General features: G+C 61.9%; 22 protein-coding genes and 1 tRNA gene. 9 read left to right on the forward strand and 14 right to left on the reverse strand.

What is annotated here, in order from left to right; translation table 11 throughout:
• Positions 1-26 precede the first annotated feature (26 nt).
• Positions 27-953: a LysR family transcriptional regulator gene (locus tag PspTeo4_RS26830; RefSeq protein WP_322366715.1), complete on the reverse strand. Its 927-nt coding sequence runs from the start codon at positions 951-953 to the stop codon at positions 27-29.
• 146 nt (positions 954-1099) lie between these two features.
• Here PspTeo4_RS26830 and PspTeo4_RS26835 point away from each other — a divergent pair, with 146 nt between their 5' ends.
• Positions 1100-1714, forward strand: a complete 615-nt coding sequence (locus PspTeo4_RS26835; protein WP_322366716.1) for an NAD(P)-dependent oxidoreductase — start codon at positions 1100-1102, stop codon at positions 1712-1714.
• A 97-nt stretch (positions 1715-1811) separates the two neighbouring features.
• Here the strand turns inward: PspTeo4_RS26835 and PspTeo4_RS26840 are convergent, their stop codons facing one another.
• A complete protein-coding gene (locus PspTeo4_RS26840; RefSeq protein ID WP_322366717.1) occupies positions 1812-2687 on the reverse strand; it encodes a LysR substrate-binding domain-containing protein in 876 nt (291 codons plus the stop codon).
• A 114-nt stretch (positions 2688-2801) separates the two neighbouring features.
• Here PspTeo4_RS26840 and PspTeo4_RS26845 point away from each other — a divergent pair, with 114 nt between their 5' ends.
• Positions 2802-4439, forward strand: coding sequence for a 5-guanidino-2-oxopentanoate decarboxylase (locus PspTeo4_RS26845; protein WP_322366718.1), 1638 nt, complete (start codon positions 2802-2804; stop codon positions 4437-4439).
• Between the two features lie 108 nt (positions 4440-4547).
• On the opposite strand, the gene PspTeo4_RS26850 is transcribed toward PspTeo4_RS26845, so the two are convergent.
• Entirely contained in the window at positions 4548-5468 is a 921-nt protein-coding gene (locus PspTeo4_RS26850; RefSeq protein WP_322366719.1) for an AraC family transcriptional regulator, read from the reverse strand.
• A 202-nt stretch (positions 5469-5670) separates the two neighbouring features.
• Here PspTeo4_RS26850 and PspTeo4_RS26855 point away from each other — a divergent pair, with 202 nt between their 5' ends.
• Together PspTeo4_RS26855 and PspTeo4_RS26860 are read left to right on the forward strand one after the other, a co-directional pair.
• Positions 5671-5964: an antibiotic biosynthesis monooxygenase family protein gene (locus tag PspTeo4_RS26855; protein WP_322366720.1), complete on the forward strand. Its 294-nt coding sequence runs from the start codon at positions 5671-5673 to the stop codon at positions 5962-5964.
• A 68-nt stretch (positions 5965-6032) separates the two neighbouring features.
• A complete protein-coding gene (locus tag PspTeo4_RS26860; protein WP_322366721.1) occupies positions 6033-6266 on the forward strand; it encodes a hypothetical protein in 234 nt (77 codons plus the stop codon).
• On the opposite strand, the gene PspTeo4_RS26865 is transcribed toward PspTeo4_RS26860, so the two are convergent.
• Together PspTeo4_RS26865 and PspTeo4_RS26870 are read right to left on the reverse strand one after the other, a co-directional pair.
• Positions 6267-6878, reverse strand: coding sequence for a flavin reductase family protein (locus PspTeo4_RS26865; protein ID WP_322366939.1), 612 nt, complete (start codon positions 6876-6878; stop codon positions 6267-6269). It lies immediately after the preceding gene.
• Between the two features lie 117 nt (positions 6879-6995).
• Positions 6996-7400: a heme utilization protein gene (locus PspTeo4_RS26870; RefSeq protein ID WP_322366722.1), complete on the reverse strand. Its 405-nt coding sequence runs from the start codon at positions 7398-7400 to the stop codon at positions 6996-6998.
• Positions 7401-7754: 354 nt separating this feature from the next.
• Here PspTeo4_RS26870 and PspTeo4_RS26875 point away from each other — a divergent pair, with 354 nt between their 5' ends.
• Positions 7755-8507 (forward strand): hypothetical protein, encoded by a 753-nt coding sequence (locus PspTeo4_RS26875; RefSeq protein WP_322366723.1) that lies wholly within the window; start codon positions 7755-7757, stop codon positions 8505-8507.
• On the opposite strand, the gene PspTeo4_RS26880 is transcribed toward PspTeo4_RS26875, so the two are convergent.
• The 5 genes from PspTeo4_RS26880 to bglX all read right to left on the reverse strand — a co-directional run bounded on the left by PspTeo4_RS26880 (position 8486) and on the right by bglX (position 16863).
• Complete coding sequence (locus tag PspTeo4_RS26880) at positions 8486-9625, reverse strand: Fic family protein (RefSeq protein ID WP_322366724.1); 1140 nt, start codon at positions 9623-9625, stop codon at positions 8486-8488. The two genes, PspTeo4_RS26875 and PspTeo4_RS26880, sit on opposite strands and share 22 nt — an antisense overlap.
• Positions 9626-9775: 150 nt before the next feature.
• Positions 9776-11095, reverse strand: a complete 1320-nt coding sequence (locus PspTeo4_RS26885) for an MFS transporter (RefSeq protein ID WP_322366725.1) — start codon at positions 11093-11095, stop codon at positions 9776-9778.
• A gap of 279 nt (positions 11096-11374) precedes the next feature.
• A complete protein-coding gene (locus PspTeo4_RS26890) occupies positions 11375-12703 on the reverse strand; it encodes a sigma-54 dependent transcriptional regulator (RefSeq protein WP_322366726.1) in 1329 nt (442 codons plus the stop codon).
• Positions 12697-14454, reverse strand: coding sequence for an ATP-binding protein (locus tag PspTeo4_RS26895; protein ID WP_322366727.1), 1758 nt, complete (start codon positions 14452-14454; stop codon positions 12697-12699). The genes PspTeo4_RS26890 and PspTeo4_RS26895 overlap by 7 nt, the downstream gene beginning before the upstream one ends.
• Before the next feature lie 117 nt (positions 14455-14571).
• Positions 14572-16863 carry a beta-glucosidase BglX gene (gene bglX / locus PspTeo4_RS26900; RefSeq protein WP_322366728.1) on the reverse strand — a complete coding sequence of 764 codons (2292 nt, stop codon included), beginning with the start codon at positions 16861-16863 and terminating at the stop codon, positions 14572-14574.
• A gap of 187 nt (positions 16864-17050) precedes the next feature.
• Between bglX and PspTeo4_RS26905 the strand changes: the two genes are divergently transcribed.
• The 4 genes from PspTeo4_RS26905 to PspTeo4_RS26920 all read left to right on the forward strand — a co-directional run bounded on the left by PspTeo4_RS26905 (position 17051) and on the right by PspTeo4_RS26920 (position 19934).
• Positions 17051-17668 carry a TPM domain-containing protein gene (locus PspTeo4_RS26905; protein ID WP_322366729.1) on the forward strand — a complete coding sequence of 206 codons (618 nt, stop codon included), beginning with the start codon at positions 17051-17053 and terminating at the stop codon, positions 17666-17668.
• A gap of 83 nt (positions 17669-17751) precedes the next feature.
• A complete protein-coding gene (locus PspTeo4_RS26910; protein ID WP_322366730.1) occupies positions 17752-18984 on the forward strand; it encodes an SAM-dependent methyltransferase in 1233 nt (410 codons plus the stop codon).
• A gap of 162 nt (positions 18985-19146) precedes the next feature.
• Positions 19147-19425: a hypothetical protein gene (locus PspTeo4_RS26915; protein WP_322366731.1), complete on the forward strand. Its 279-nt coding sequence runs from the start codon at positions 19147-19149 to the stop codon at positions 19423-19425.
• Positions 19426-19427: 2 nt separating this feature from the next.
• Positions 19428-19934, forward strand: a complete 507-nt coding sequence (locus PspTeo4_RS26920; protein ID WP_322366732.1) for a DNA-binding protein — start codon at positions 19428-19430, stop codon at positions 19932-19934.
• Between the two features lie 24 nt (positions 19935-19958).
• Here PspTeo4_RS26920 and PspTeo4_RS26925 read toward each other — a convergent pair whose 3' ends face one another.
• From PspTeo4_RS26925 to PspTeo4_RS26940, 4 genes are all read right to left on the reverse strand, one after another.
• Complete coding sequence (locus tag PspTeo4_RS26925; RefSeq protein WP_322366733.1) at positions 19959-20969, reverse strand: DUF4917 family protein; 1011 nt, start codon at positions 20967-20969, stop codon at positions 19959-19961.
• Positions 20970-21115: 146 nt separating this feature from the next.
• The gene (locus PspTeo4_RS26930) at positions 21116-22825 is read right to left on the reverse strand and encodes a SulP family inorganic anion transporter (RefSeq protein WP_322366940.1); all 1710 of its coding nucleotides are present in this window, start codon (positions 22823-22825) and stop codon (positions 21116-21118) included.
• A gap of 152 nt (positions 22826-22977) precedes the next feature.
• A tRNA-Gly gene (locus PspTeo4_RS26935) sits at positions 22978-23051 on the reverse strand.
• A 111-nt stretch (positions 23052-23162) separates the two neighbouring features.
• Entirely contained in the window at positions 23163-24047 is an 885-nt protein-coding gene (locus PspTeo4_RS26940; RefSeq protein WP_322366734.1) for an alpha/beta fold hydrolase, read from the reverse strand.
• Between the last annotated feature and the right edge of the window lie 194 nt (positions 24048-24241).

Here is a 24241-nt window from a genome sequence, read left to right on the forward strand (position 1 = left end):
CAACAGGTGATACACCTAAGCATAGGTCAGCCGTGATGCCCCGCCAGGTCAAGTCCCTGGTCCCACTCGGGTTCTTCTTGAAAGCGTTGCACCAGAAAATCCAGCATGCTGCGTAAGGTCGCTGGCATATGCTTGCGCGAGGTGTAAACCGCGTTCAGGCTCAACGCCTGCGGTTGTGCCTCTGGTAGCACGCGCACCAACTCGCCATTACGTAATGCAGCGGCAGCCAGGTAACTAGGCAGCATGGCGATACCTGCGTCGGCCAACGCTGCAGTCTGCAGTGTCATCGCCTCATTGGCCGTGATATTGCCTGCAACGGGTACGGCGATCTGCTGGCCGTTCACTTCAAATTGCCACAGGCTGTGCCCGAAGTACGCATGGGTCAGGCAGTTGTGTCGGCTCAAATCCTCGACCCGCTGTGGCGTGCCGTGTTCACGCAGATACGCAGGCGATGCGCACACCACCGAACGGCACACGCTCAGGCGTCGGGCGATCAGGTTCGGGTCCAGGTCGTTGCTGGTGCGAATGGCCAGGTCGATACGCTCGTCCACCAGGTTGACCGTGCGGTCCAGCACCTGCAATTCGACCTTGACCCCAGGGTAGCGCCGCACGTAATCGGCCACAGCAGCCACCAACTGTGCCTGAGCGAACGAGGTACTGACGCTGATGCGCAGTTCGCCACGCGGCGCGTCATCCGGCTGGCGCACGGCGGTTTCCAGCTCACCCGCCAGTTCCAGCAACTGGCGACAGCGGGGCAAGGTTTGCTGGCCGGCGGCGGTCAGGCTCAATTTGCGCGTGGTGCGCTGCATGAGCCGGGCGCCGACCCAGTCCTCCAGTTCCGCCAAGTAGCGCGAAACGACTGGCCGCGATAACTGCAGATGGTCCGCCGCCGCCGATTGGCTACCCAGGTCGACGACGGTGACGAAGACGCGCATGGCGTTCAGACGGTCCATGATTTGCCCGATTTTAGAAACAAACTATGTCCGAGCATCGCATTTTTCGTAATGGATTGGGCAACTAAGCTGATGAGCATTCTGCTGTTGGTGTCGTCACTGACGATCCGCAGTGGTCATTCCCGTTATCGGATGGAGTGTTGTTCATGAGCAAGATCGCAATCATCGGTGCCACCGGCCGCGCTGGCGGCCAGTTGCTGGAAGAGGCCCTGCGCCGTGGTCACAGCGTTGTCGCGATTGCCCGTGACCCTTCGCGCTTGCAAGGGCGTGCAGGTGTCACCGTCAAGGCGCTGGATGCCAAGGACAGTGCTGCCTTGCAGGCGGCTGTTGCAGGCGTGGACGCAGTGCTGAGCGCCGCGCACTTCTCGACCATCGAGCCGCAGGCGATCATCGAGCCGGTCAAACGCGCCGGGGTCAAGCGCCTGCTGGTGGTGGGTGGTGCTGGCAGCCTGCTGCTGCCGTCCGGACAGCGGGTGATCGACAGCCCTGACTTCCCCGAGGAGTACAAGGCCGAGGCTAGCGCAGGGGTGCGATTCCTCGAGGCGTTGCGCGAGGAAACGGCCCTGGACTGGACCTTCCTGTCGCCTTCGGCGGAGTTCGTCGAGGGTGAGCGTACGGGGCATTACACGCTCGGCAAGGATCATCTTTTGATCGGTAAAGACGGCAAGAGCTGGATCACTTTTGCCGACTTCGCCATTGCCCTGATCGACGAGTTGGAAAAACCGGCGCATTCGCGGCAGCGGTTTACCGTCGGGTACTGAGTTGCCCTCATCGCCGGCAAGCCGGCTCCCACAGGTGCTGCGGTGATCTCAAGATCGTCGCGGTCCATGTGTGTGCCGGCTTGCCGGCGATTGGCCTTCACTGGCGCGCACGTTCCTCCAGCCAGTCCATCAATTCGATCAACCCTGCTGGCAGGCTTTTGGCCTGGCTCACCAGGTAATAGCCCTTACCGGTCGTCACCTTGATCCCGAACGGCATGCACAGACGCCGGCTGCGCAGGTCGTCGCCAATCAGTGCCCAATCGCCGATCGCCACTCCGGTTCCTTGGGACGCCATGGCCATGGCCATGTCCAGCGTTTCGAAGTGTTGTTTCGGGCCTTGGGGGTCGAAGGTTGCCCCGGCGGCCTGCAGCCATAGCCGCCAGTCATGCTCGTCACGCGAGGGGTGCAGCAGCATGTGGCGCGCCAGGTCTTCGATCTGGCGCAGCGGCACAGGCCCCTCCAGCAGCGAAGGCGCACACACCGGGGTCAACTGCTCGTCGAACAGCTTGCGCACCCGCAGCCCATGGTTGGGCAGACTGCCGTAGACCACTGCGGCGTCGAAGCCTTCGCGGCGAAAATCCACCCCGTGGTGCACGGTCGTGGTCAGCTCCACAGGTATGTCCGGGCGCAAGGCCTGCCATTCCATCAGGCGCGGTAACAGCCAGCGCATCACGCAGGTCGGGGCCTTGAGCTGCAAGGTTGCATTGCGTCCGCCCACCTCGCGTACGCCTTGTTCGATCAGGGCAAACACTTGTTGCACTCGCGGCAGCCAGTCCTGGCCTTCACGGGTCAGGCTCAGGCCGCGGGCCTGGCGCTGGAACAGGGCATAGCCCAGATGTTCCTCGAGCCCGGCAATCTGCCGGCTGACGGCACCTTGGGTGATGTGCAATTGCTGCGCCGCACGGGTGAAATTGCAGTGCTGCGCCGTCACCAGAAACGTGTGCAGGGCGGGGAGGGGCGGGAGACGTTTCATCGTGGCAAGCCATGACTAAAGGACATGGCTAGTATGTGTTTTTTTGCATTGTGGCGATAGCCATGCCTTGGGTCCAATGGGCGCAGATATCCAACAAGATCCAAGGTGAATCCCATGGCAACCTGCGGCGAAGTATTGGTCAAACTCCTTGAAGGCTATGGTGTGGACCATGTCTTCGGCATTCCCGGTGTGCATACCGTGGAGCTTTACCGAGGCCTGGCGGGTTCCAGCATCCGTCACGTCACCCCGCGTCACGAGCAAGGCGCTGGCTTCATGGCTGATGGCTATGCCCGCACCCGTGGCAAGCCAGGGGTTTGTTTCATCATTACTGGCCCGGGCATGACCAACATCACCACCGCCATGGGCCAAGCCTATGCGGACTCGATCCCGATGCTGGTGATTTCCAGCGTGCAATCGCGTGATCAACTGGGTGGCGGTCGCGGCAAACTGCACGAGTTGCCCAACCAGGCGGCGCTGGTGGGTGGCGTGGCGGCCTTCTCGCACACGCTGATGAGCGCCGATGACCTGCCGCAGGTACTGGCCCGTGCGTTTGCCGTGTTCGACGGCGGCCGTCCGCGTCCGGTGCATATCGAGATTCCCCTGGATGTGCTGGTCGAGCCGGCTGACCACCTGCTGCCAGCGCGCGTGGTGCGCAGCCAGCGGGCGGGCGCCGCTCCGCAGGCGGTGGCGGCGATGGCCGAACGCCTGGCCAATGCCCGTCGTCCGCTGATTCTGGCAGGTGGTGGCGCATTGGCTGCGGGTGCAGCCCTGGCGCGTCTGGCTGAACATCTGCAGGCTCCGGTGGCGCTGACCATCAATGCCAAGGGCCTGTTGCCGTCCTCTCACCCGCTGCAGATCGGTTCGACCCAGTCGCTGGTGGCCACCCGCGCTCTGGTGGCAGAGGCCGATGTGGTGCTGGCCATTGGCACCGAGTTGGCCGAGACCGACTACGACGTGACCTTCAAAGGCGGCTTCGAGATCCCGGGCAGCTTGCTGCGCATCGATATCGACCCCGACCAGACCGTACGCAACTACTTGCCGGAGTTGGCGCTGGTGGCCGATGCCGATCTGGCGGCCCAAGCCTTGCTCAGCGCCTTGCAAGCACAACCGCAACCGGCTCGTGACAACGATTGGGGCGCCGCGCGGGTGATGCGCCTGCGTCAGCGGTTGTCGACGGACTGGGACCAACCGACTCTGAGCCAGACCCGGCTGCTGCGCAGCATCCTCGAACGTCTGCCCAACGCCATCCTGGTGGGTGATTCGACCCAGCCCGTGTACACCGGCAACCTGACCCTGGACATGGATCAGCCACGTCGCTGGTTCAACGCTTCCACCGGTTACGGCACCCTTGGCTACGCGCTGCCCGCCGCCATGGGCGCGTGGTTGGGCAGCGCCGAAGCGGTGGCCGAGCGTGCGCCGGCGGTGTGCCTGATTGGCGATGGTGGGTTGCAGTTCACCCTGCCGGAGCTGGCCAGTGCAGTGGAGGCCCAGGTGCCGCTGATTGTCCTGCTGTGGAACAACCAGGGTTACGAGGAAATCAAGAAGTACATGGTCAACCGGGCTATCGAGCCGGTCGGCGTGGACATTCACACCCCGGACTTCATCGGTGTGGCGCGGGCGCTGGGCGCTGCGGCAGAGCATGTGGCCGATGTCGCCCAACTGCAGGCGGCCTTGGGGCAAGCCGTGGAGCGCAAGGGCCCGACCTTGATCCAGGTCGATCAGAACCAGTGGCAGGCGGTGGTCTGCGGGTGAGGCGCTAAACCCTCATCGCCGGCAAGCCGGCTCCCACAGGACCCTGCTATATCAACACGTTATGTGCAGATCCATGAGAGCCGGCTTGCCGGCGATGAGGCCCATCCGTCAGCCGGCACTGGCTCGCAGCCGCGCCACATCCCGGATTGGCGGCGCGCCATACAGCCGGCTGTATTCCCGGCTGAACTGCGACGGGCTTTCGTAGCCCACCCGGTACCCAGCCACCGCAGCCTCCAGCCCATCGTTGAGCATCAGCCTTCGCGCCTCCTGCAGACGCAGTTGCTTCTGATACTGCAGGGGGCTCATGGAGGTCACGGCCTTGAACCGATGGTGCAGGGTAGACGTGCTGAGGTTGACTTCCCGCGCCAGGTCCTCGATGCGCAGCGGCAACTGGAAGTTCTGGTTGAGCCAGGTAATCGCTTGGCAGACCCTGTGGGTCTGGCTGTTGGCCAAGGCGATTTCGTACAGCCGGTAGCCCTGCGGCCCACGCAGCAGGCGGTAGAGAATTTCGCGGCGGATCAGCGGCGCCAACATGGCGATATCGCGTGGTGTGTCCAGCAGGCGGACCAGACGCAGCAAGGCATCGAGCAGTTGAGCGTCGGTTTTTTCCACATACAGGCCGCGACCTGATGGCAGGTTGGGCACCAGCATTGGCCCACTTTCGGCGATCAGCTGGCTGATCTCGGCTGGGTCGAGGTCAAGGCGTAGCCCCAGGCTTGGGTTTTCCGGGCTTGCATCGAGCTTGACGCCGCTGATCGGCAGGGTGACCGACACCACCATGTAATGCAGGGGGTCGTAGGCGTACTGTTCGTCACCCAGGAACAGGCTCTTGCTGCCCTGAGCCAGAATGCACAAGGCCGGCTGCGCCAACGAAGGCACAGAGCGGATGTTTTCCCGATAACTGACCAGATACAGGTCAGCGATGGCCGAGGCCGGACCATGTGGGTCACCGGCATGGCGACGGATCAACTCGGCCAGCTCCTGACGTTGCAGTTCCAAGGTCGGATCGATGGAAGTGGCTGTGGTCATGATGGCTTTCCTCTACTGACCGACGCAGCATAAGTTTGGGCACTGGCGGGCGCTAGTCGAAACCTGCACGTCGATTGCCTGATCCTGCAACGCGGCAGGATCAGGCAATCGACGTGCAGTAATGGCCTAACGCGGCGCGCGTGAGAGCCCCTAACCTTGGCAGCCTGGCTTTTCTGTCCGTCCGCTTCAAGGAGATCGTGCAATGACCCTACGACAACCGGTCACCCATTTGGCTTTCATCCGTGCCAGCAGCGGTCGTTCGGCTGAGCTGGGCGCACGCCTGCGCGATCTGCTGGAGCCGTCGTTGCGCACACCCGGCTGCCTGAGTTTCACGGTGCAACGCTCGCAGGCCGATGCCGACCTTTGGCTGCTCAGCGGTAGCTGGCAGGACCAACAGGCGATGAGTGGTTATTTTGCCTCGCCCACTTTGGAGCTGTTCGGTGAGCTGGTGCAGGCTCAGGTGGTCAGCAGCCTGGATCTGCATACCTTCGATTGAGCGTGAGGGTCGGAGCAGGCCACGTTGAGGTAAGATGCCGCCTTTCGTTCAACGACGCGGATTGCAACATGGCACGTAGAGAATTCCCGCATTTCGAAGCGGTTTCGGCGATGGTTCCGGTGGAAGGTGGTGGCTACAACGCAGCCATTGCCATCAAAGCCTTGGGCATGGGCGGTGCCCCACGTTTCCACAAGGTGCTCGACGGCGAAGTGTTCAAAAGCGCCATGGCGGCCGATGAGGCCGCCTGCGCCGAACTGGCACGCCTGCAGGGCGTCAGCGAAGAAGGCGAGCTGATCTGGTGATCAGCCGTTTACCTGGGGCCTGACCATCTTGAACAGGTTGCCCAACTCGAAGTAGTCCGCCGGGCCACCACCACGCAGGATCGGCTCGGCGGCGGCGGTATCGTAGATGCCGTCCTTGAGCAGATGCTCGGCGATGTGTACCGCCACCACCTCGCCAAGAATCAACCAGCTGGGCACCAGCTCCTGATCTGCCCGCTTGAGCTGGACAATCTGGCTTACCTTGCACTCGAAGGCCACCGGGCTTTCACCCACCCGAGGCACCTTTACGATGCGCGACGGTGTTGCGGTCAGGTTGCTCAATTCGAACTCGTTCACTTGCGCGGGCACTGCGGCGCAGCTCTGGTTCATGGCCTCGGCCAGGGGGCGGGTGGCCAGGTTCCAGACGAATTCCCCGGTCTGCTCGATGTTGTTCAGGCTGTCTTTGCGCCCGACGCTGCAGAATCCGATGATTGGCGGAATGTAGTTGAAGGCGTTGAAGAAGCTGTAGGGCGCCAGGTTCAACTGGCCGTCGCTGTCCTGAGAGGAAATCCAGCCGATGGGGCGGGGGCCGACGATGGCGTTGAACGGGTCGTGGGGCAGGCCGTGGCCTTTTGCGGGTTCGTAGTAATACATCTGCATTGGGCTTGCTGGCCCTACCTCTGGGGGACGAGGCCCCTAGTGTGCCAAGCCTTTTCCCGTCTGAAAATGATCAAGCCCGGCCGAAGCCGGGCTGGTTGCTCGCATCAGGGATCAGCTGATGCGGTGGCCGTTGGTGCGATCGAAGCCATCTTCTGCGAAGCGTTGGCCGCCGGTGCGGTCGAAGCCGTCTTCGGCGAAGCGTTGGCCGCCGGTGCGGTCGAAGCCGTCTTCGGCGAAGCGTTGGCCACCGGTGCGGTCGAAGCCATCTTCGGCGAAGCGTTGGCCGCCGGTGCGGTCGAAGCCGTCTTCGGCGAAGCGTTGGCCACTGGTGCGGTCGAAGCCGTCTTCGGCGAAGCGTTGGGCGCCAGTGCGGTCGTAACCGTCTTCAGCATACGAGGCCGATTGGGTTTGTACTGCTGTGAAGGTGTGCGCGCTGGTGCGGTCGAAACCGTCTTCGGCGAAAGCGCCAGTTGCGATAACCGAGAGGGCCAGGGTGAGGATCAGTTTGTTTTTCATGGTCGTTGCTCCGGTGTGTTCGAGAGGTTGTTTGTTTCTATGGGTTTCATCCTACGCCGATTAATTTGATTAAAAAGCGCAAAAAATAGCGCCTAAAAATCGAATTAATAGATGTATTGGCGCAAACCATCATTACTCCTGGGGCTGAAGTCGCTAGAGCAGGTCTGCGAGAGGCCCTAGGGCGAGTTGAAGGGGTTACGCGTCATGGAAAGCATGAGGGGGCGGAATTAATCGGGAGTTAAGAGGGGAAAATTCCAACCAAAAGCGTGTTCAACGCATTTTTCATACACCGCCAACCGATTTTTCAGGCTTCGCTTATCACCATCGCCGCACCTCAACCTGGAGCGGCAAACAATGAACAAACTTCCGCAAATCACCTTGGCCTTCTGGGTCATGAAGATCTGCGCCACCACCCTTGGCGAGACAGCTGGCGACCTGCTGTCGATGACCTTGAACATCGGTTACGCACTCAGCTCGCTGCTGCTGATCAGCGTGTTCTTGCTGACCCTGTTGGGCCAACTGTTCTCGCGCCGCTACCACCCGATGCTTTACTGGCTGGTGATTCTCTCCACCAGCACTGCCGGCACCACCATGTCCGACTTCATGGACCGCACCCTGGGCCTTGGCTATGCGGCCGGGTCGGCAGTGTTGATCGGCATTCTGCTGCTGACCTTCCTGGTCTGGCGCCTGAGCGGAAATCCGCTGGACGTCACTCGCATCAAGAACCGCACGGGCGAGCTGTTCTACTGGGTGGCGATTCTGTTTTCCAACACCCTGGGCACCGCGCTGGGTGACTACCTGGCCGATGATTCGGGTCTGGGCTTTGCCGGTGGTGCGCTGCTGATCGGCAGCACTATTGGCCTGGTGGTGCTGGCGCGGTACTGGACGCGCATTCCAGGCGTGGTGCTGTTCTGGGTCGCTTTCGTCCTGACCCGACCGTTCGGCGCAACCTTGGGCGATTTCCTGACCAAGCCCGCTGAGAAGGGCGGGCTCGACTTCGGCACCATTGGCTCCTCGGCAGTGCTGGGCGGCGTGTTGCTGGTGCTGGTCCTGATGGCGACCTATTACCAGCGTCGTGAGCCGCGTCAGGCGTTGGAGATGTCCTGAGTGTTGATCTGATAGCGTGTACTGCGGCCACCGCCCGGCAGACGAGTCAGGCACGCCTTGTCAAGCAAGTCTGTCAGGTGGCGAGTCGCGGTGGCTTTGGAAACCTTGGCAACAGCTTGGTACTGCGTTGCGTTGATGCCGTTCTCGAAGCCACGAACCCCGCCATCAAGCAGCCTATTGAGCACCTTGATCTGTTCGGGCAGCAATCCATCGGCCCGGTGTGCATGCCAGAATCTGGCCTTGAGCAGTACACGGTCGATACGGGCAAGCGCCTGTTCAAGGCTGCTCAAGAGCGTTTGCAGAAACCATGCAAGCCACCGGGTAATGTCCAAGTCGCCCTTCTGGCTATTTTCCAGTATCTGGTAATAGCCCGCCCTGTCCTCGAGGATGCTCGCGGACATCGCGTAGAAACGGATGGCCTGGCGTTCGCCTTGGGCAAGCGCCAGGTCAGTCAATGCTCGGGTCAGGCGGCCATTTCCGTCCTCGAACGGGTGTAATGTCACGAACCAGAAGTGGGCGATGCCTGCGCGCAGCAGTGGGTCCAGGTCGTGGGTGTTCCGACTGTTGGCAAACCAGTCGAGGAAACTTGCGATCTGATCCTCAAGGCCTACCCGTGGGGGCGCTTCGAAATGTACGGTGGGTTTGTCGATCCGACCGGAAATGACCTGCATGGGGGCTTCGTCACGCCACTGGCCGACCAGAATGGCCTTTGTCAGGGTGTTTTCGGCCACGGGAAACAGCCAGTGGTGCCAGGTAAAAAGGCGCTCCAAAGTCAGTGGTTCGTCATATCCTTGAGTCGCGTCCAACATAAGCTGAGCGAGCCCTTCACTTCGTGCATTGGTCGGACCTTGCTCATGAATGCCCAAGCGACGCGCCAGTGACGAGCGAACGGAGCCTACGTTCAGTTGCTCACCTTCGATTGCCGACGAGGTGACAATGTTCTGTAGCAGGTTATCCAATATGTCCTGCCGCTCAATGACCCCGTCCACTGCCCCGATCCTGCCCAGCAGGAGACCTTGTGTTTCTACACAGTCGCGCAATAGCTGGGTGAGTTGGTCACCTTGCCAGCGAAAATGGGGCCAGTCTGACTGCTGCCAGATCCAGTGCGGAGTACTCATAATTGTCCTGCTACGTCCCATGAGCCGAATAAGCCGGCTATTCGGCTCATTTTGTGAGCCGAATAATAACGCTATTCGGCTCACCGGCCATCATGAAAAAGGGGCGCCCCGTTCAACGGAGCGCCCCTTTTCAGTGGTGCAAGTTCTGGATCAGTCAGTGGTGATCCGCGAATGCTTGCGGGTGTCCTTCATGGTCGCATACACCAGCAGCGAGCAAGCGATGCAGCCGGTGACGTACCAGTAGAAGCCGGTTTCCATACCCACGCTCTTGAACCACAGGGCCACGTATTCAGCGGTGCCGCCGAAGATCGACACGGTCAGGGCGTAGGGCAGGCCGACACCCAGGGCACGGATTTCGGTAGGGAACAATTCGGCTTTGACCACCGCATTGATCGAGGTGTAGCCGCTGACGATGATCAGGGCTGCCATGATCAGGAAGAACGCGCCCCACCAGGTCTGGATGGTGTGCAAGGTGCTGAGGATCGGCACGGTGAACAGGGTGCCGAGCACGCCGAAGGCGATCAGGATCGGGCGACGGCCGATCTTGTCGGACAGGCCACCAATCACCGGTTGCAGGCACATGAACAGGAACAGCGTGGCCGCCGAGATGGTGGTCGAGTCGCTGATGCTCATGCCCACGGTGTTGACCAGGTACTTCTGCATGTAGGTGGTGTAGGTGTAGAAGGCCAGGGTGCCGCCCATGGTCAGGCCGACCACAGTCATCAGCTCCTTGGGGTGGCGCAGCAGGGTGCGCATCAGGCTTTCCTTGGCCTTTTCCTTTTTGCTGAAAGAGGCGGTTTCTTCCATGCCACGGCGCAGCCACAGCGCGACCACCGCGCACAGCGCACCGATCACGAACGGCACGCGCCAGCCCCAGGCGTACAGCTGCTCGGTGGTGAGGGTCTGTTGCAGGACGATCAGCACCGCCAGGGCAATCAGCTGGCCAGAAATGAGGGTCACATACTGGAAGCTGGAGAAGAAGCCACGACGGTCCTTGCTGGCCATCTCGCTGAGGTAGGTGGCCGAGGTGCCGTATTCACCACCGACCGACAGGCCCTGCAGCAGGCGGGCGATCACCAGCAGGATCGGCGCTGCGACACCAATGGTTTCGTAGCCGGGGGTCAGGGCGATGACCAGCGAGCCGGCGCACATCAACAACACCGAGGCCATCAGTGCGGCCTTGCGGCCTTTGCGGTCGGCATACAGGCCCATCAGCCAGCCACCGATCGGGCGCATGAGGAAGCCCACGGCGAAGATCGCGGCGGTGTTGAGCAGTTGTGCGGTGGAGTCGCCAGCGGGGAAGAAGGCTTTGGCGAAGTACAGCGAGAATGCGGCGTAGACGTACCAGTCGTACCATTCGACCATGTTGCCGATGGACCCACTGAAGATCGACTTCAGGCGGCTGGCGGTGGTTTTTTCCGCGGCGGGCGCAATGGCCGCCCCGGCGGGCAGGGAGGTGGCGTTATCCATCAGGGATACCTTCTCGTTGTTTTTGTGGAGCGCGCCAGAGCGCAGCTTGAGAAGGGTTTTGCAGGAGGTGTGCCAAATGAGTGCGGGGCGATCCATTTGGGGGCGTTTCATGTGCTGCCAGCAATGAGCCAGCCCTTGCACTGACTGGGGTCAGCGCAACCGCTGTAGGAGCTGGCTTGCCAGCGATGGGCTGCAAAGCAGCCCCTTTTGGAATGGTTCGACAACACTCAAATAAGCGGATTTCCGCCTATCTGTCAGCCAGGCTAAGCAAGATTCCGCCTACTGAAGAAAATCCTCACGCGCCAACCCATGGCGCTGCATCTTTTCGTTCAGCGTTCGCCGTGGCAGCTGCAAGGTTTCCATCACGGCCTTGATCTCGCCCTTGTGCTGGCGCAACGCCGCGCGCAGACATTGCGCCTCGAAGGCCTCCATCTGTTCGCCCAGCGACTGCCCGGCAGAGGCTGCTTCGATGTTCGCCGAGCCCAGCCCCAAGGCATGCCGTTCCGCTGCGTTAGCCAGTTCACGCACGTTGCCCGGCCAGTCATGTAACAGCAGCTGCGCCAGCTGGGCCCCCGACAGCGCCGGTGCGGTGCGCCCCAGTTTGTCGGCGGCCACGCGGGCGAAGTGCTCGAACAGCAGGGCAATGTCCTCACGTCGCTCGCGCAGAGGCGCCAGATGTAATTCGGCCACGTTCAGGCGATAAGCGAGGTCTTCGCGAAAGCGCCCGGCCCGGGCTTCTTCAAGCAGGTCGGGTTTGGTCGCGGCGATGATGCGCAGGTCGACATCGATACTCTTGTTCGCTCCCAGGCGTTCAAGTTTCTGCTCTTGAATCACACGCAGCAGCTTGGCCTGCTGGGCCAGGGGCATGCTTTCGATCTCGTCGAGGAACACCGTGCCGCCGTTGGCGTATTCCAGTTTGCCGATGCGCTTGCCCTGTGCCCCGGTGAAGGCGCCGCTCTCATGGCCAAACAGTTCCGCCTCGAACAATGATTCGGGAATTGCTGCGCAGTTGAGCGCGACGAAAGGTTTGTCCGCACGCGGGCCGAAGTCGTGCAGGCAGCGCGCCACGCGCTCCTTGCCACTGCCGGTTTCACCGCGAATCAGCACATTGACCGGCAGGCTCGCCAGGTCGAGTACCTGGCGGCGCAGGTGCTGCAGGCCTTGTGACATACCTAGCAATGTGGTTTCGAGGCGCGACTTGAGGTCTGCCTGTTGGTGCAGGTGGCGGTTCTCCAGCACCAGCTGGCGCTTTTCCAGCGCTCGCTTGAGGCTGCCCAGCAAGTGCTGCGGCGTGAAGGGTTTCTCCAGAAAATCGTAGGCACCATTGCGCATTGCCTCCACGGCCATGGGCACGTCGCCGTGGCCGGTCAGGAGAATTACCGGTAGATCGGGGTCTAGCGTGCGCAGGCGCTCGAGCAATTGCAGGCCATCCATGCCTGGCATGCGCACGTCGCTGATGACCACACCGGGAAAATGCTGCGGCAATTGCGCCAGGCAGTCTTCGGCGCGGGCGAACAGCTGCACGGTGAAACCGGACAGGCTGAGCCATTGTTCGACCGCCGTGCGGATACTGGCTTCATCATCGACGACGATCACTGAATTCAACATACAGGTTCCAGGTCGCGGGGCAGGGTCAGGCTGAGGCGGGCACCGCCGGGCAGGTTCTCGGCCTGCAACTGGCCGCCAGCCTCATGCACGATACCGTAGGAAATCGCCAGGCCAAGGCCCAGCCCTTCGCCGACGGGTTTGGTGGTGAAGAATGGGTCGAAGACTTTGCCCAGGTCGGCCTCTGCAATGCCGCCCCCAGAGTCCAGGACACTCAGGCGCCACTGCTCGTCCTCGGCTTCGATACGGATTTCCAGGCGTTTGTAGCGCTTGTCGGCCATGGCGTCCAGAGCGTTGTGCAACAGGTTGATCAGCACTTGTTCGAGGCGGATCGCATCGCCGCGCACCCAGGCTGGACGCGCCAGGTACAGGGCGACCTCGACGCCTTCGCTGCGGATGCGGGTGTCGAGCAGGTGCAGCGCCTGATCAACCACATTCGCCAGGTCCAGGCGTTCACGCAGGCCGACCGGGCTGTTGCGGGCAAAGGTTTTCAGATGGCTGGTCAGCGCAGCCATGCGGGTGAGCATCTGTTCCAGCGGTTCCAGCGCCTGGCGGGCGTCGTCGTAGCGGCCGTGGTCGAGCAGCAGGCGCAGGGTTTCCAACTGCATGCGCTGGGTGGTCAGGGGCTGGTTGATTTCGTGGGCCAGGGCCGCCGACATCTGCCCGAGCGCGGCGAGCTTGGCCGATTGCACCAGGCCCTCCTGGGCCGTGCGCAGTTCACGAGTGCGTTCCTCGACCTGGCGCTTGAGCTCCTCACGGCTGCGTTGGCGCAGGCGTGCCAGGCGCAGGCGCTGGCTGACGAACAGGGCGGCGAACACCAGGCTCAGCCACACCGCCGCAGCGCCCAGGGCGGCATTGCGGCCGTCGGCGGCTACCTGCGGTTTGCGCAGCAGGTGCAAGGTCCAGTCCTCGCCTTCGAGCGGCAGGCTTTCCCACAGGTATTCGGCTGGCCCGTCCGGGCCTTGCACGCGGCTCAAGTGACTGTTGCTGGCGAAACGGGTAAGCACCTGGTGCTGCAAGGGCACCAGCGGTTGCTTGTCGTACTGGCGGGTTGCGGCCAGCTCCGCACGGTCGGCGCCAGTGAGCGGTTGCAGCTCGCGGTAGCGCCAGCCGTCCTGGTTGGCGATGAAGGTGATGCCACGGGCATCGCTGACCAGCAGCACGTCGCTGCCTTGGCGCCATTCGCGTTCCAGCTCGGGGAATTCAAGCTTCACCACCATGGCGCCGAGAAAGCGCCCGTGTTCGTCGGTCACCGCGCTGGAAAGAAAGTAGCCCGGTACGCCGCTGGTCACGCCGACTGCGTAGAAACGGCCGCTGCCTTCGCTGCGGGTCTGTTTGAAGTAGGGGCGAAAGGCGTAGTTGGAGCCGACATAAGTGGTCGGTAGACGCCAGTTGCTGGCTGCAATGGCCAGGCCGGTTCGGTCCAGCAATTCCAGCGTTGAAGAGTTGGCCGCGCCGTTGATGCGTTCAAGCTTGCGGCTCAGGGCGTTCTGCATCGCTTCGTCGACCGGGCCGCGCAGGGCTTCGACGAACTCCGGGTCCAACGCCAGTACCGCAGGCAGAGCACGATAGCGTTCGATCAGGGTGTGCAGGGCATTGGCGTAGAGCCCCAGTTGCTGGCTGGCGCGCCGGGCATCGTCCTCCATCGCCTGGCGCTTGGCCTGGTGCATGGCCCAGCCTGCGCTGAGTGAGGTGCCCACCAGAATCAGCAGGATGATCAGCCCCAGACGCAGGGCGCGAAAGGAAAATGGCATGGGGCGGGTCCGGATGATGGGGTGTCAGGGCGAACCCCATCGACGGCAAGCCGGCTCCTGCAAATACCTTTGGGAGCCGGCTTGCCGGCGATAGGGCCGGGGCTGCCTACAAACCGCTTACAGCAATTCGAAACTCTTCTGCTGCACCGCCTCGGAATCAAGCCCGATCTGGACGTTGAACTCCCCAGGCTCGGCCACCCGTTGCAGCTGCCCATTGTAGAACTTCAGGTCTTCCTCGCTGATGCGGAAGGTCACGGTCCGCGACTCACCTGGCTTGAGCATCAGTTTCTGGAAGTTCTTCAGTTCCTTGACCGGTCGGCTCATGGACGCCGAAACATCCTGCAGGTACAGCTGCACCACGGTTTCGCCGTCGCGTTTGCCGGTGTTCTTCACGGTTACCTTGGCCTCCAGCGTGTCACCGCGCTTGAGGTCTTTTTTCGACAGGCTCAGGCCGGACAGCTCGAAGCTGCTGTAGCTCAGGCCATAGCCAAACGGGTACAGGGGGCCGTTGGGCTCCTCGAAGTACTGCGAGGTGTAGTTGCCCGGTTTGCCAGGCGTGAACGGCCGACCGATGCGGGTGTGGTTGTAGTGCATCGGAATCTGCCCGACCGAACGCGGGAAGGTGATGGCCAGCTTGCCCGACGGGTTGTAGTCACCGAACAGCACATCGGCGATGGCGTTGCCGCCTTCGGTACCGGCGAACCAGGTTTCCAGGATGGCGTCGGCCTGCTCGCGCTCCCAGCCGATCGACAGTGGACGACCGTTCATCAGCACCAGCACCAGGGGTTTGCCGGTGGCCTTGAGGGCCTTGATCAGCTCGCGCTGACTGGCGGGGATTTCCAGCGTGGTGCGGCTCGACGATTCGTGGGACATGCCACGGGATTCACCAACCACCGCGACCACCACATCGGACTGCTTGGCAGCCTTGACCGCCTCATCGATCAGCACCGCGGCTGGGCGTGGGTCGTTGACGATTTCCGGTGCGTCGAAATTGAGGAAGTTCAGGTAGTCGAAGATCGCTTTGTCGCCGGTGACGTTGGAGCCTTTGGCGTAGACCAGCTTGGCCTTGCCTTCCACGGCGCGGCGCAGGCCTTCGCGCACGGTCACCGAGTGCACCGGTTTGCCGTCGGCGGCCCAACTGCCCATCATGTCGATCGGGGCATCGGCCAGCGGCCCGACCAGGGCAATGGTGCCGGACTTTTTCAGCGGCAAGGTCTGGTTGCGGTTTTCCAGCAGTACCAGGCTGCGGCGTGCCACGTCACGTGCGGCGTCGCGGTGCAGACGGTCGTTGCCGTAATAGTCCTTGAGGTCGGTTTCGGCCTTGCCGATGCGCACGTACGGGTCCTTGAACAGGCCCATGTCGTACTTGGCGCCGAGAACTTCGCGTACCGCCTGGTCCAGTTCACCTTGGGTCACTTCGCCGGATTTCAGCAGGCCTGGCAGCTCTTCACCGTACAGGGTGTCGTTCATGCTCATGTCGATGCCGGCCTTGATCGCCAGCTTGGCGGCTTCACGGCCGTCGCGGGCAACGCCGTGGCGGATCAGCTCCTGGATGGCGCCGTGGTCGCTGATGGTCACGCCCTTGAAGCCCCACTCCTTGCGCAGCAGGTCGTTCATCAGCCAGGTGTTGGAAGTGGCTGGCACGCCGTTGATCGAGTTCAGCGCCACCATCACACCGCCGGCACCGGCGTCGAGCGCGGCGCGGTAGGGGGGAAGGTAGTCGTTGTACATTTTCGGCAGGCTCATATCGACCGTGTTGTAGTCGCGTCCGCCTTCCACCGCGCCGTAGAGGGCGAAGTGCTTGACGATGGCCATGATGCTGTCGGGGTTGGCCGGGCTGGAGCCCTGGAACGACTGGACCATCACCTGACCAATGCGCGAAGTCAGGTAGGTGTCCTCACCGAAGCCTTCACTGGTGCGGCCCCAGCGCGGGTCACGGGCGATATCGACCATCGGTGCGAAGGTCATGTCCAGGGCGTCGGCCGAGGCTTCGATGGCCGCGGTGCGGCCGACCTTGGCGACGGCTTCCATGTCCCAGGTCGCAGCCATGCCCAGGCCGATCGGGAAGATGGTACGTTCGCCGTGGACGGTGTCGTAGGCAAAGAACATCGGGATCTTCAGGCGGCTGCGCATGGCCGCATCCTGCATCGGCCGGTTCTCGGGCGCGGTGCGCGAGTTGAAGGTGCCGCCGATGCGGCCTGCGGCGATTTCCTCGCGGATTTTGTCGCGGGGCATTTCCGGGCCGATGCTGATCAGGCGCAACTGGCCGATCTTTTCGGCTTCGGTCATCTGGCTGATCAGATGGTTGATGAACGCCTGCTTGTCCTCAAGGGGCGGGGCGGTGGGGGCGGCGAGGGCCGCCTGACTGGCAAGGCCCATGGCCAGGCCCAGCAAAGACAGTTTCATCATCAATTCCGTTGTCGAGGCCTTTGCCGTATCCACGGTGATACGCGCGCGGCCGAAGTTTTCAGGCGGCTATTGTTGTACAGTTTGCAAGGATGACTTCCAGCGGCGGATTATGCCTGAATATGTCAGCCGCTGATGAGCACCCGTATGCCGGGACAACAACTATAAGAACGATCGAGAGCTCCAAGGCATGACCCTTCTCAATGAATATGACCAGCGCCGCGTCGCCGAGGCCATTGCCCGTGCCGAAAAGCGAACCGACGCCGAGCTGGTCACCGTGCTGGCGCGCCGCGCCGATGACTATGCCTACCTGCCACTGTTCTGGTCCGCCGTGCTGGCGTTGGCCGTGCCTGGCCTGTTGCAGCTGCTGGTCGGCTGGCCGGGCATGCGCGGGCTGCTGGTGGCCAACGTGCTGATGTTCGTCGGCCTGTGCCTGTTGCTGCGCAGCCCGCGCCTGGCGGGTTGGTTGATTCCGCGTGGGCTGCGTCGCTGGCGGGCTTCGCGCCTGGCCCGGCAGCAGTTTCGCGAGCAGAACCTGCAACGCACGGCCGGTGGCACTGGTGTACTGATTTTCGTCAGCGAAGCCGAGCAGCATGTCGAGATTCTGGTCGACCGTGGCGTCAGTCAGCACCTGGACGCCGCCGCCCGCGCCGCCATCGTCGAGCGTTTTGCCGAGCAGGTGCGCCAAGGCCGCACCTTGCAGGGCTTTGTCGAGTGCATCGAAGCCTGTGGCGAGCTGCTGAGCGAGCATGTGCCGTCGACCCACACCCGCAACGAGCTGCCCAACCGTCTGGTGATCCTCGACTGATCCGCTCCCACGGGGTCGGCGCGGCACGGTAGAATGCGCCCATTGCGCACCGCGCTTCCCGCTATTCGAGGCACCCCTTCTCCATGTCTGCTCGTCCTTCCGCTTCTTCCGCGCCGGATGCGCGTGCCCAGTTCCTTGAGCTGCTGGGCGCCGCCATTCACGGCAATACCTTGGTCAAGCTGGTGCTGGCCCGCCATGTGGGGGCCGACCAGACCTTGCAGCGGATCATCGCCAAGCCGGTACAGGTGAAAGGGCAGCCCAATCTGTCGCTTGTGTACCGCCATCAGACTCGTGACATCACCCGTAACGTGCCACTGGACCAGGCCCTGACGCTGGTTGCCGAGCTGTTGCCGGAGAGTTTTCGCAATGCCCACCTGTTCGATGGCGACGGCGAAGTACAGCTGACCTTCAGCAAGAAGGGCAAGCCGATGCTGCAGCGCCATGGCGCCCAGGCACCACGGGAAACATCGGTGAGCACTGGCCATGATCGGGAGAAGAAGCGTTACCTTGAGTTGTCGCGTCCATTTCTGCGTGATCTGGGCGTAACCGATGCCCAAAGTGCACTGATCCCGTCCATGTCGCGTAAGTGGAAGCAGATCAACAAGTTCATCGAAGTCTTCGATCACGCCCTGGCCAATGCGCCGGTATCGGCAGAGCAGTTGTTGCGGGTGGCCGACTTCGGTTCGGGCAAGGGTTACCTGACCTTCGCCATGCATGACTACCTGCGCAATACGTTGGGCCGTGAGGCTCAGGTGACGGGCGTGGAGTTGCGTCAGGACATGGTCGACCTGTGCAATGGCGCGGCTTCACGCCTGGAGCATCCGGGCCTGGAGTTCCAGTGCGGCGACGTCCGCAGTGTGGTGCCGGAGGCCATCGAAGTGATGATTGCCCTGCATGCGTGCGACATCGCCACCGACTACGCCATTCACACCGGTATCCGCTGCAATGCCGCGATCATCATGTGCTCGCCGTGCTGCCACAAGCAGATCCGCCCGCAACTGCACAGCCCGGGGCTGCTGCAGCCGATGCTGCAATATGGCCTGCACCTGGGGCAGCAGGCCGAGATGCTCACCGACAGCTTGCGTGCGTTGTATCTGGAAGCCTGTGGCTATGAAACCAAGGTGTTCGAATTCATCTCGTTGGAGCACACCAACAAGAACAAGATGATTCTTGCGGTGAAGCGCCAGCAGCCGGTGGACAATGGCGCGTTGCTAGAGAAGATCGCGCAGCTCAAGGCGTTCTATGGGGTGCAGGAGCATTGCCTGGAGACGTTGTTGAAGGCGGATGGCCTGATAGACCTTGGTGCCAATAACTAAGTGGCATCGAGCATTACTCTCTGATTCACGTAGGAACCTTCCCAACTTTAGTGTTCGGCCGTTTTGGACTTCGAGTGTTCTGTAGTGTGGGTGTCTTTCGTTAGCTGTCTTGGTTGTCACTTGACAACCTGGCTGTCGATGGCCCACTCTGGAGAGAAGCTGATGTCACGTCCCAGTCATGCCAAGAAAGAGGTTGAGCAGGCCTTGAGGCACGCTGAGTCGAAGGGCTGGAAAGTCGTAGTCGGTGGTGGGCATTGTTGGGGGAAGTTGTACTGTCCGTTCAACGATGCCGAATGCCGCTGCGGGGAGTTTTGCATTACCAGCGTCTGGAGCACTCCAAGAAACCCTGGCACTTTTGCTCGTCAGCTTCGGCGTGTCGTTGACCGTTGTTCAGGCGGCACGTTGACCAAAGGGATATCCAGTGCTGGTGAGGAGCAGTAGCGATGGAATATGAGTTCACCCTCAAGTATCAACTGCTTGATGAAGTCGACACCGATACGCTTCTGGAACAGTTGGCCGAAGCAGGATGCGATGATGCGCTTGTCGGTGTAGGCCAGCCAGGCCGCCTGGCGCTGGATTTTGCTCGAGAGGCTACATCTGCCCGAGAGGCCATCGAGAGCGCGCTCAAGGACGTTCACAGTGTTTTACCAGGGGCGCAATTGATCGAGGCAACGCCAGACCTCGTAGGGCTTACCGATGTGGCGGAAATGGTGGGGGTGTCGCGTCAGAACATGCGCAAACTGATGCTTGCCCACATACGTAGCTTCCCGGCCCCCATCCACGAAGGCAGCACTTCGCTCTGGCACCTTGCGGATGTTCTGCTCTGGTTACAGGCACGAGGAAGCTATTCAGTGGCCCAGGAGACTCTGGAACTGGCTCGAGTAGCGATGACGGTCAATGTATCCAATTTGCACGCGCGTGTTTTCGGGGGGGCGCAGCGTTTGGTCTAGTGATGCTGGTTGCTCACGTGCCGCTCAATGGCGCGAAGGAGGCACCTCTATCGCCAATTCCGCCAGCCCCATCGGGTGGGTGCTGGCATCGAAGAAGTACACTTCAGTCCCTGGCAAGTCACCGAACTTGTCCATGAAATGCTGCTTCTGATTGATCACTGATGCTTCACTGAGCGGCCGGATGGCAATCGACAGATGCGCCGGCCGTGCCTGGCGAATGGCTTCGAGCAAATGCTGGTCGGTACTGTCCAGGTGTTGCCCGAACAGGCATAGGCCTTGGCTTTCCTGCGCCAGTTGCGACAGGCACCAGCCGAGGTAGTCCGAGTTGCGGATGGCGCGCAGTTTTTCGTCGCTGCGTTCTTCGTTGACGAACAGTGGCACTTCACCTGGAATATTCACGGCAAAACCGTCGAGCAGCTCGGCGCATTCGGCGCTGCGCTGGCGGGTGCTGCCGTCAGGCAGCTTGAGCAGGTGCAGGCCGCCGTGCAGGTGCATCACCCGGGTGCCTTCGCTGCGGGTACGGCGCAGGTCGAAGAAGCCTTGCTCATCGAACAGCGCAGCGAAGCCTTGCGGGGCGTGTTGCATGGCCCACGGCAGAACAAGGTCGTAGTTGCTGGTGTAGACGCTGCGGTATTGGCGCAAGGCCAGGTTGATCGAAGCCTGCGTGGTCGTTGGCATCAGCGGCCAGGGCAGGTGCACGGTGCGCACTGCGTGGATCAGTGCTTCCTTGATCGAGTAATAGCGGTTCAGGGGCGCAGTGGAGTTGATCGCCAGGGCGGCGTTGGCCCGAACGGTATGGTTGAGGGTGCTGAGCACCGGCTCGAACAGTTCCGTGCCGAGGGACTTGAACAGGGCCTGGTCGCTGACGCCAAGACCTTTCTTGCGACCCGCGCGTTGGGCTTCCTCGAACAGCGAAAAGTAGCCGAACGGTTTCCACAGTGCACGGCTGGCACCGTTCCCCAACAGCAGGGCGTCGCAGGGGTGGCGTTGGTTGAGATCGGGCCAGGTGGCAAGGTGGGCGTCGAGTGCGGGCATGCGAAAGTCCATTCGGTGGAGCGGGGGCGGGGCGACTTTAGCATGTCATGCACTGCGAGGGTTGGTGGTTACCCGAAGGACTTTGGCTGGCCCAATCGCCGGCTTGCCGGCGATTGGGCTGGATAGCAGCCCTTTACAGCTGATATTCATTCGGCAACGTGGTTCTGTTGCCCCTTCCGACTCCTGTTCCGCCACAACCGATACGCCCGAATCCCCGCCCGTACCGAGCCAAACAGCAACTTGTCCTCCATCTCCCGCGCCATTCCCGAGCGCACCAGCATACGCAGGAACGTGCCGCGAGCGCGGGCGATGGCGAAGTGGATGCCCTGGGCTGCAAGGGTGTCGCGCACCTCGCGCAGGGCCGCGACGCCGCTGACGTCGATGCTGGTCACCGCTTCTGCATCGAACAGCACGGCTTTGGGTTCGGCCTGGCTCTGCACCGCTTCGAGCAGACGCATCTTGAAGTAGTCGGCGTTGAAGAACAGGATCGCGTCATCGAAACGGTAAACCACCAACCCCGGCACGGTGCGGGCCTCTTTGTGGTGGCGGATGTCGACCTGGCCTTCGGTGCCCGGCAGCCAGCCGAGCACGGCGTCGGTGGGTTGGTAGATGCTGTACAGCAAACGCAGGATCGCCAGGGTCACGGCGAACACGATGCCTGGCAGCACGCCCAGGCCCAGCACGCCGACCGTAGTCAGCAGGCACAGCCAGAACTCGAAACGGCTCAGCTTTTTGATACGACCCAACGACTTGATGTCGATCAGTCCCCAACCGGCCATGAGCAGGACCGCGCCCAGCGCAGCTTGTGGAATCCAGGCCATGGGCGCGGTGAAGAACAGCAGGATCAAGGCGATCACCAGGGCGGCGATGATACCCACCAGCTGGCTCTTGCCGCCGACCATGTCGTTGACCGCGGTGCGCGAGTCCGCGCCACTGATGGCAAAGCCCTGGGAAATGCCGGCGGCCAGGTTGCTTACGCCCAAGGCGACGAATTCATGGTTGGCGTTGATCGCATAGCCGTGGCGTGCGGCGAAACTGCGGGCGGTCAGCATGGCGCTGCAGAAGCTGACGGTGGCGATACCCAGGGCGTCGCGCAGCAGGCTCTTGGTTTCCGCCAGGTTGCTTTGCGGCCAGGCTAGATGCGGCATGCCGGAAGGCACCGGGCCAAGGATGGCAACGCCAAAACGGTCCAGTCCGAACGCCCCCACCAGCAGGGTGAAGACCGCCACGGTTACCAGTGCTGCTGGCAAACGCGGGTAGCGGCGCGGCAGCCAGATCAGCAATGCCAAGCCAGCCAGGCCGATCAGCAGTGTGAGCCAGTGGATCTCGTTCAGGCGCTGGAAAAAGTTGATCAGGCTGAGGATGAAGCCATCGCCTTCGATCTTGAAACCCACCACCTTCGACATCTGCCCAGCGATCAGGCTAAGACCGATGCCGTTGAGGTAGCCGATCAGGATAGGTCGTGAGAAGAAGCTGGCAATGAACCCGGCCCGGGCAAGCCCGGCGCCGATCAGCATCACCCCCACCAGCACCGTGACGATCACCGACAGTTCGGCGATGCGTTGCGGGTCGCCCATCGCCAAGGGCGCCACGGCGCCCGCGATCATGGCGCAGGTGGCGGCGTCGGGGCCGACCATCAGCTGGCGCGAGCTGCCGACCAGGGCGTAGACCATCATTGGCAACACGCAGGCATACAGGCCGTATTGCGGCGGCAGGCCGACAATCTGCGCGTAGGCGATGGCGATGGGAATCTGGATCGCCGCCACCGACAAGCCCGCCTGCAAGTCGGCGTGGAACCACTCTCGGCGGTAATGCATAAGGTTGGCGAGGCCCGGCAGCCAACGGGAGAGAAACATGTGCAGTCCTTTCATGATGTTTCGCGAATCCATTGAGCATATGCGCTACAAACAGAGCCGCTGGCAAGCGAAAGGGGCAGAAACGAAAAAAGGAGCCAAGGCTCCTTTTGACAGCGATGACGTTACCGGAACGCCATGCGGGGAATGCGATGTGGAGCGGGTAGAGGGAATCGAACCCTCGTCGGAAGCTTGGGAAGCTACTGTTCTACCATTAAACTATACCCGCTTAGTCGGTCGACTTTTTACCAGAACCCTCCTTCCTTGAGAAGCCCAAGTTATAAAAAAGCTGTCGGCGGCCCATAACCTGCGGGTGAAGGGCTACAGGACGCCGATGCATTCAGATGGCCAGTGCATGGTGCCCCTGTACGTATTGGAAGCGTTGGCGGGGCTCACGCGTGGTTGGTTTGAGGAAGCCCAACATGGCATCGCGGGTTTCCTCGCAGGCGGCTTTGTGCTCCATGTCGAGGAAGTGGCCAGCATCGCGGATCACGCTGAACTGGCTCTTGCCCACGTGCTGGCTGAAGTGCCGGGCATCTTCGACAGTGGTGTATTCGTCACGGTCACCGTTGATGAACAGCACCGGGATGTCGATGTTGACCGCGGACTTGAGCGCTCGCTCCAGGTCATGCTGCAGCACTTCGTTGATGTGGAAGTGCATCTGCGCGTACTCGTGGCTGTCCAGGCTGCTGACGTGCCGGTAATTGAAGCGCTTGAACAGCGACGGCAGGTGCTTGCCGATGGTGTCGTTGACCAGGTTGCCGACCTGGTAACGGTCGCAGGCAGCCAGGTACTTGCAGCCGCGTTCCAGGTAGTCGCGCATTGGCTCGTTGATGATCGGCGAGAACGAACTGACCACTGCCTTTTTCACCCGACGCGGCTGTTGCGCCAGCGCCAGCAGGGTGCCGGCACCGCCCCAGGAGAACGACATCACGTGGTCGGCCTGGAAGTGCTCGATCAGCTCAAGGAGGATGTGCGCCTCGGTCTCCTTGGTGATCAGGCGTTCCTGGCGGTTGTGTGGCTTCGACTTGCCGGCATACGGCTGGTCGTACAGCACCACGTTGAATTGCGGGTGCAGGTTGCGCACCGTCTGGGCGAACGAGGCCGTGGTGGCCAGCGAACCGTTGATCAGGATGATCGTCTTCTCGGCCGCTTCCGCGCGATAGAACTCCGTGTAAACCCGATACTGACCTTGGATATCAAGTACAGCAATTTCTGGCCTCATGTCTTCGACTCCTGGCGCAAAAAGGGTGTTCGCGTCACCTAGGGTGCACGTTCTTTATGACAGGTAGGCATACGCCTGAAGAGAAACCGGGGGGCCCTGTGTCGATCCTTGGCACATGTGTCGACGGTATTGTTTTTTGCGGGCAATTCGCCGTGCCCCAAGGCATCTAGGCCCTGGGTAGCCGGCAAAAGGCG

It is taken from the genome of Pseudomonas sp. Teo4, from assembly GCF_034387475.1.
Taxonomy (GTDB): Bacteria; Pseudomonadota; Gammaproteobacteria; order Pseudomonadales; family Pseudomonadaceae; genus Aquipseudomonas.